Source organism: Echinicola pacifica DSM 19836 (genome assembly GCF_000373245.1).
Taxonomy (GTDB): Bacteria; Bacteroidota; Bacteroidia; order Cytophagales; family Cyclobacteriaceae; genus Echinicola; species Echinicola pacifica.
Genome location: NZ_KB890743.1, coordinates 63555 through 70100, shown reverse-complemented (window position 1 = coordinate 70100; position 6546 = coordinate 63555). Strand labels below are relative to the sequence as shown.

Annotated in this window: 7 protein-coding genes; 2 read left to right on the top strand and 5 right to left on the bottom strand. The window is 37.6% G+C overall.

Features of this window, described 5'->3' with window-relative positions:
* Window positions 1-165 precede the first annotated feature (165 nt).
* Together B050_RS0110365 and B050_RS0110360 are read left to right on the top strand one after the other, a co-directional pair.
* Entirely contained in the window at window positions 166-876 is a 711-nt protein-coding gene (locus B050_RS0110365) for an OmpA family protein (RefSeq protein WP_455423224.1), read from the top strand.
* 459 nt (window positions 877-1335) lie between these two features.
* The gene (locus B050_RS0110360; RefSeq protein WP_018473850.1) at window positions 1336-1656 is read left to right on the top strand and encodes a hypothetical protein; all 321 of its coding nucleotides are present in this window, start codon (window positions 1336-1338) and stop codon (window positions 1654-1656) included.
* 672 nt (window positions 1657-2328) lie between these two features.
* On the opposite strand, the gene B050_RS0110350 is transcribed toward B050_RS0110360, so the two are convergent.
* From B050_RS0110350 to B050_RS0110330, 5 genes are all read right to left on the bottom strand, one after another.
* The gene (locus B050_RS0110350) at window positions 2329-3153 is read right to left on the bottom strand and encodes a mechanosensitive ion channel family protein (protein WP_157492703.1); all 825 of its coding nucleotides are present in this window, start codon (window positions 3151-3153) and stop codon (window positions 2329-2331) included.
* Between the two features lie 27 nt (window positions 3154-3180).
* Window positions 3181-3363, bottom strand: coding sequence for a hypothetical protein (locus B050_RS0110345; protein WP_018473848.1), 183 nt, complete (start codon window positions 3361-3363; stop codon window positions 3181-3183).
* Entirely contained in the window at window positions 3360-3959 is a 600-nt protein-coding gene (locus B050_RS0110340; RefSeq protein WP_018473847.1) for an RNA polymerase sigma factor, read from the bottom strand. Before B050_RS0110340 ends, B050_RS0110345 begins: the two co-directional genes overlap by 4 nt.
* 579 nt (window positions 3960-4538) lie before the next feature.
* A complete protein-coding gene (locus B050_RS0110335; protein ID WP_018473846.1) occupies window positions 4539-4892 on the bottom strand; it encodes a helix-turn-helix transcriptional regulator in 354 nt (117 codons plus the stop codon).
* A 929-nt stretch (window positions 4893-5821) separates the two neighbouring features.
* Window positions 5822-6172: a helix-turn-helix transcriptional regulator gene (locus B050_RS0110330; RefSeq protein WP_157492701.1), complete on the bottom strand. Its 351-nt coding sequence runs from the start codon at window positions 6170-6172 to the stop codon at window positions 5822-5824.
* Between the last annotated feature and the right edge of the window lie 374 nt (window positions 6173-6546).

The window sequence follows — 6546 nt, the reverse complement described above, 5'->3', positions numbered from 1 at the left end:
GATCGGGCCGATGCCGTATCGGCTTACCTTGGCAGCAAGGGCATCGATAGCGGCCGGGTGAAGGAAGCCTGGTTTGGAGAAGAAATACCCGTGAATGACTGCGCTGATGGAGCGCCNTGCGCCGAATGGCAGTACCAGCTCAATCGGCGAAGTGAATTGGTGTTGATGGCTTTTAGTGAGGAGGGGAAGGAGTACGAACTACCAGCAGACCTAATGGACTTATGTGATATTCCTAATTTAGGCGTGAGCATGGATGTGCCCACGGTCTATTTTGATTTTGATCGATCGACCTTACGTCCGAAGAGCATCAGCCAGCTGGATCGGGTGGCGCTACTACTTCATGAGCGTCCGGAGATGGGGTTGAGCCTGGGGGGGCATACCGATATTCGTGGCTCAGAAGGCTATAATGAAGGACTGTCGGAGAGACGTGCAGAGGTGGTGCGAGATTATCTGGTGGGTCGGGGAATAGAAGCCGATAGGATTAGCTATGAGTGGTTTGGCAAAACCCGTCCAGTACACGACTGTACTTCGACACCCTGTACCGAGTCGGAGCATCAGCTAAACCGTCGTACGGAAATTCGACTGATGGTGGGAGATGATAATATCAATACTAGTAGCTCCTTAAACATCATACCTTCAGCCAGTCCTGCTGACCCGGAGGTATATATTGTGGCGGGGGTTTTCTCTAATAAAACGAATGCTGATCGGCAACTAATGGAGCTGCAGCAGCAAGGACTCAGTTCTGCCTCCTATTTTTTTGATTCAGAGAATAGACTTTATTATTGTTATGTGGGGCGATATACCATTGAGGTGATCGCTTCTGCCGAATTGGATCGAATGAAGAGAAAAGGCTTAGCTGACGCCTGGATGAAGTAAATAGAATAATGCATTTCAGTGGGAATGTTATTGGGCTTAGACTGATAGGAGATATCCATCATTCTAAGCCCAATTTTGTTTTAATCCCTATTGCAGAAATTTATTTATTGGCCTTTGAAGCACGATTGAAGAACCTTCTAGCTATATAATTCTTGGCGATTTCACTGTGAATGGCGGCTGTTTTTAGTCAGGAGAAATAATAAAATTACTTTATACCTTGCATTGGAATTGAGAATGTGAAATGCTAAAATAAGGGTTGATTAAACGTTTAATTGCATTTAAATTATATTTTGAGTAGCTGTGCGTAGGTGATTTTTTGTGAATGTAGCTGCACTTCGCTTATTTTAACCCACGTTAAACATTGAAGGAATGGCGCTTATTATTACCCTACTGTTTTGATTAAAGCAAAGACGACCTTTAGTTTTTCTAAGTAGTTACATTTATAAAATCGTATTTCACATGAAAAATTCAAAAATGGCTTGTAATTACCTCTTGATCGATAAGGACGAAATTATAACTAATAAAATAATAAATTCTCTAGATCAAGGGCGATTTACCTGTATTGGAAAGAGTCATTCTTCCCAGCACCTGAAGTCACTGGGGGCATTGGAATTCAGTCCAGATATAATAATCATGGGAAGCTCTGCCGAAAACCAAAGGGAAATTGACTTATTACATCAAAAGTATCCTCAGTCGGGGATTATTATCGCCATAAACAAGGGCGAAGAAATAGATGCGAATCTCCTTGGGGTGTCCAAAGTCAGTTTTATTCAGATATAAAATAAGGATGTCCCATTTTTGTAGATGCAAAACGGGTGGCATTATGGTTCGATATTTCTCTGGAGGGATTGTAGGAAATTTTTAATGGCTACTTTGCCGCTACTTATGGAAATCCTATTCGGTTTCTATTAAGTAATTGCATTAGCATCTGCATTAATTTAAAACAGTGCTTTTCATAGCATTGCCATCCATTTTCACGAAGCTGAAACTAGGAGTCGCTTAATCATTCACCTCCGAACAGCCAATTTGAGTCAGTAACCATATTTTTAGAGGCTGTATAAAAAGGAATATCCCAAGGCATGAAAAGCGAATAGCTTGGGAAGCATAAGCGGTAGCTTTGATTATGAGCTTAAAAAATGGAGATCTGCCACCATAATGAAGATTTTATAATAGTAAGAATGGTTTTTTTGTAAAGTATCAAATCCAAGTTCCAGAAACGGAGGGTAGAAACTTTTGCGAGTGGATAAAAGAACTCATTAAAGTGGATCAGGTATAGGCAAAGTAGGAATTAATGGTGCAAAAGCTCAGCTGCTGCGACATTTCTTCCACCGTATATAAAGGGCTCATATACGGGGTGCCTAATTTCATTGACAAGTAGATTGATTGCTAGTAAGTTATTTGCGGTTGATTTATAATAATTGCTTAGTTTGAGAAGAAAGTATCCTGCGAAAATTAGGGTTCGAGGATCGTTACTTTTTCATTGACTAAGTCCTTGATTGGAATCACCAGTTTACCTTGGTCAGTTCTTAGAATAATACAGATATTATCAATGGCCATTATAGAGCCTTCTATCCCATTAAATTGGATTCTTTGGCCAATTCTATAATTCTTCTTAGAATAAAAACTATAAAGGATTCTGGTAACGATATCTCTGGATCCCAGGCCGATGGCGATAGCAAAACAGGCTAAAAAAGCACCAAGCAGAATGGATAAATTGTCGGTAATCACCGCCGTATTGATTCCTGCCTGGCCAAGTGCCGTGATGCCGACTATGATGAGAATAATATAACTAATGATATTTGAGATGACTTTGGAGCCGGACCAGCCAAAGGATCGGAGCAATTCTCGAAAGAAATTTTTGACCACTATGGATAAGTACACGCCTAATGCAAATATAATGATAGCAACAAATACCTGAGGAATATAGGCTAGGAAGTTCCCTATTTCTCTCGATACCGCATCTAAACCAAGGAAATCCGCCCCAAAGATTATAATCAGCATGATTAGGAAGAACCTTGCAAAGGCAAAGATGATAGTGGAAGGCTTAATATTGATATGATTGAAGAGCTCACTTTCGCTGAGGTTATGCGCCAAATCATCAATTTTAGAGATGACCAGCAGCTTCTTCAGGATAAACAGTATTACCTTCAATAGGAGCCAGGCTATCAAGGTGAATAGTATGAAAATCAATAGCTTAGGGATAAATAAGCTTATTTCTTTGAGTGTACCCTCCATAAGGTAAAAACTCCAATCGTTATGGTCAAAAATACTTTTCATATCAGTTTTATTAGAATTAGTCTGTTGTTATTCGTCTTCATTATCATCATTGCTGTCAAATAAAGTCCCTAATACTCCCGGGCTTTTGATCATAAACAAGTCGGCCATATCGATGGATAGCTTGATTAAATTGATATCATCAATCACCTTTTGCCTGAGAATCTCAGGAAGTTTTTCATCACTTACTATATCTTGAAATGGGTTGCTCATGAATCGATTTCATTATATATATCCAACAAGCGGGTTTTTGCCCTGTTTAATCGCATTTTTACCGCAGATTCACCAAGGTCTGTGGCCGCTTGAATTTCCTTTAGGGACATTCCGTCCATATATTTCATCAGTAATATCATTTTATTCTTAGGCTCCAGCGTTTGTAAGGCGATCTGCAAACGCTCCGCCTGCATCTTATATATTTCGCCATCGCTGATCTCCTCAGGGATCTCATTCTCCATATAATCAAGACTTTTAAACATTTCCTGGTCTTTTTGGTATTTGCGATGTAGATAATTGACACAGAAATTATACGTGAAAGAGTATAGCCATGTGGAGAATTTTGATTCTCCTTTGAAAGATTTTAGTTTGAAATAAAGCTTGATAAAAATGTCCTGAGTTAGGTCCTGAGCTTCATCCTTACTTTTTACAAAGCTTAAGCATTTATTGTACACTATATTGGCGTATCGATCATATACCACCCCAAATAACCGTGAGTCATTGTCCTTAAGGATAAGGGCAATGAGCTCATTGTCACTCAGCTTGCTGGCATCGTTTTTTTTATTTTCTATTTTCCTATGCTTGGAGGCAGTCATTAAAACTTCCGTGATTTAAATACCAAATCCTAATTGAAATAACCATCCTTGATTTCGTGTATTATAAACTGCCAGTTACGATGGGATTGCAGCAGCCTTCTTATGGTAATAAAATCATATTTGCTTGACCCTTTCCGGTTTTTGTGGTTGGTCTATTTGATATAATTCAAAAAAAATGGCTCAACATACGTGATGGTTGGCTGAGCAGATTACCGGTAGAGTATAAGTACCTCTTATACTCGCAGGTCAAAATTTACCGTATTATATATAGTAATTATCCTTTGTGGTAGTTATAATTAAATATAGTAAAATTTGCCATTTTTATATGATTTTTGATCAAAATATGTGTGTTTTTTTGGGTTGAATTTATTGTTTTTAAATCGGCCTACTTTTTAATTGTCAAAAACAAATATATTCTCAATAGAGATTAGACTTTAATTGTCAAGCCTCCTTTATCTATAGGGCTAAATTTTTAGGTCTGCATCTTAATTTCTCGAATTTTATTTCCGCAAAAATGACAAGAAGATGGTCTCCTTGTCATTTTTGCTGACCTTATAGTAGATCCTAGCGCTTCCCCCATTAAGAAAGGGTGACCATGAATATGTTCAAATCCTCTTCATTAGGGATATGTAGTTTCTTTCTAATACGATATTTTCTTGATTGTACCGCTCTCACAGAGCTATTGGTTAGCCTTGCAATCTCCTTGGTGCTTAAGCCCATTCTTAGAAGAACGCAAAATCTAATATCCATTGCATTGAAACTGTTACAAGCCTCTTTGATTTTAGAAATAAAACGAGGGAAAACTTCATTAAATTGAGAAAGGAAAATTAGGTCTCCTTTGTTTACCAAATTTGCCCAATCAGTTTGAGTATCTTCAGACTTTTTGAAAACATTTGGATTCTCAGCTAGTTTTTGTACGATCAAGTTCAACATGATATTTATATTTTGGTAAGTATTTTCTTTCTTTACTATTAGGACACATGGTCTATCAAAAAGTCACAGGTATTTGTAAAATAAATCTTCTTTTTTTATTCCATAAGTGGTGAAATCTGCGATAAAAGCACCCCATACCTTACTAAAACATCTTTTAAGGGTGTGAATTAAAGAGGTGCAGGGTAAATATAACTTGTTGTGAATTAGTGAGTTACAGGATTCTGTTTAGGCCAATAGGCCTTAGCGTAGCCCTTTGGTTATCAGTGGATTGGCTTCCATATGAAATTGGGTAAATAAAAAATAATTTTTTTCAATGAATGGTAAATGCGAGGGAACTATGATCATTCAGGTCCATTAGCGGGATGAGTCTCCGCAGGATTTATAGTAGGGAATTCTTTGGCTTTCTCTGGGAATCGCACAGAAGTGACTCGCCAATTTTCGGCTAAATGGCGTTCCATGGAAAAGTAGTACTCGATTAGTTTTTCTCTTTAGCAGAGAAATAATGATTTGCCTAGCAAAGGGGAACTGATCCTTTTATCCCTTCCTTGATGTGAATTGTATTTAATCAAGAAGCCTTTTGGTAGTAAGGTATAGGTACATAAGAGCCTTCTGTCTTGAAGTTTTACTTTCTCCTGAAAGGCCTTGTGGCTGGAGTATTTGAATTTGTGCTCGACAGAAGGCTTTTTGATAGTATAGAAAGTGAATAGTGATTAAGCTATTGTAGCCTTATATAGGTAAGGAGCAATTAGTCTTAAGGATATTGGCTATAAAAAAAAGGGAAGCCCACACTTTTTGATAGTGCTGGACCTCCCTCGAGAGTAGTAATTGTTACTTCTTATTAAGTATCGTGTAGTTTTGGGTCAAATTTGCAGTTTTAAGATTCGTTTGCTGATTCTTCTATGAGCACATCCTATATCTGGATAATGTATTTACGATATAGTAACCATAAATAGATTGATGTCTTCCTGATTTGGTACATTTAATCTGCGCCTAATTCTATATTTTCTGGATTGGACGGCGCGTATCGTGCTGTTAGTGATCCTTGCAATGTCCTTGGTGGAGAATCCTAAGCGTAGCAGGATGCAGAATTTTAGATCCATCGCATTTATTTGAGAGGACATCGTCTTTATTCTGCCGACAAAACTTGGGAATCGAACCGTAAACTCGTTCAGTAAATGTAGCTCTCCTTTCTCAATGAGTGACTTTATATCGCCAGCCGATGGCTTGCCTTCATACCTGGTGATTAAGTCAGTACTCCCTTGCAGTATTAAATTTTCCATAGTCATCAGATTAAAATGGGTACTTATTTACTATTAGGACACATGAGCTACGCAAATGTCACATTTTTAAGCTATAAATTGTTTAATTTTTATTTGCCTAATATATGCTTTTTACCAATGATGACAAGGATAAGTTCACCAAATTTTTGATTTGAGTGTGCGTATTTTACTTGTGAACACTATTGTAAGTACTTGATATATAATGCTTTGCATAATGAAAGGTAGGCCTTGGGGACTAGGTTTTTATAGCGCTGGATTGCCTTATTTAAATTACCTAAAACTAGTATTAAGTACATGAAAAAAATCATATTTTTGTTTTCTTAAAGTCATATTTATTTTGTCTTATGATTTAGCGTGCTTGGATTTAGGTTAAA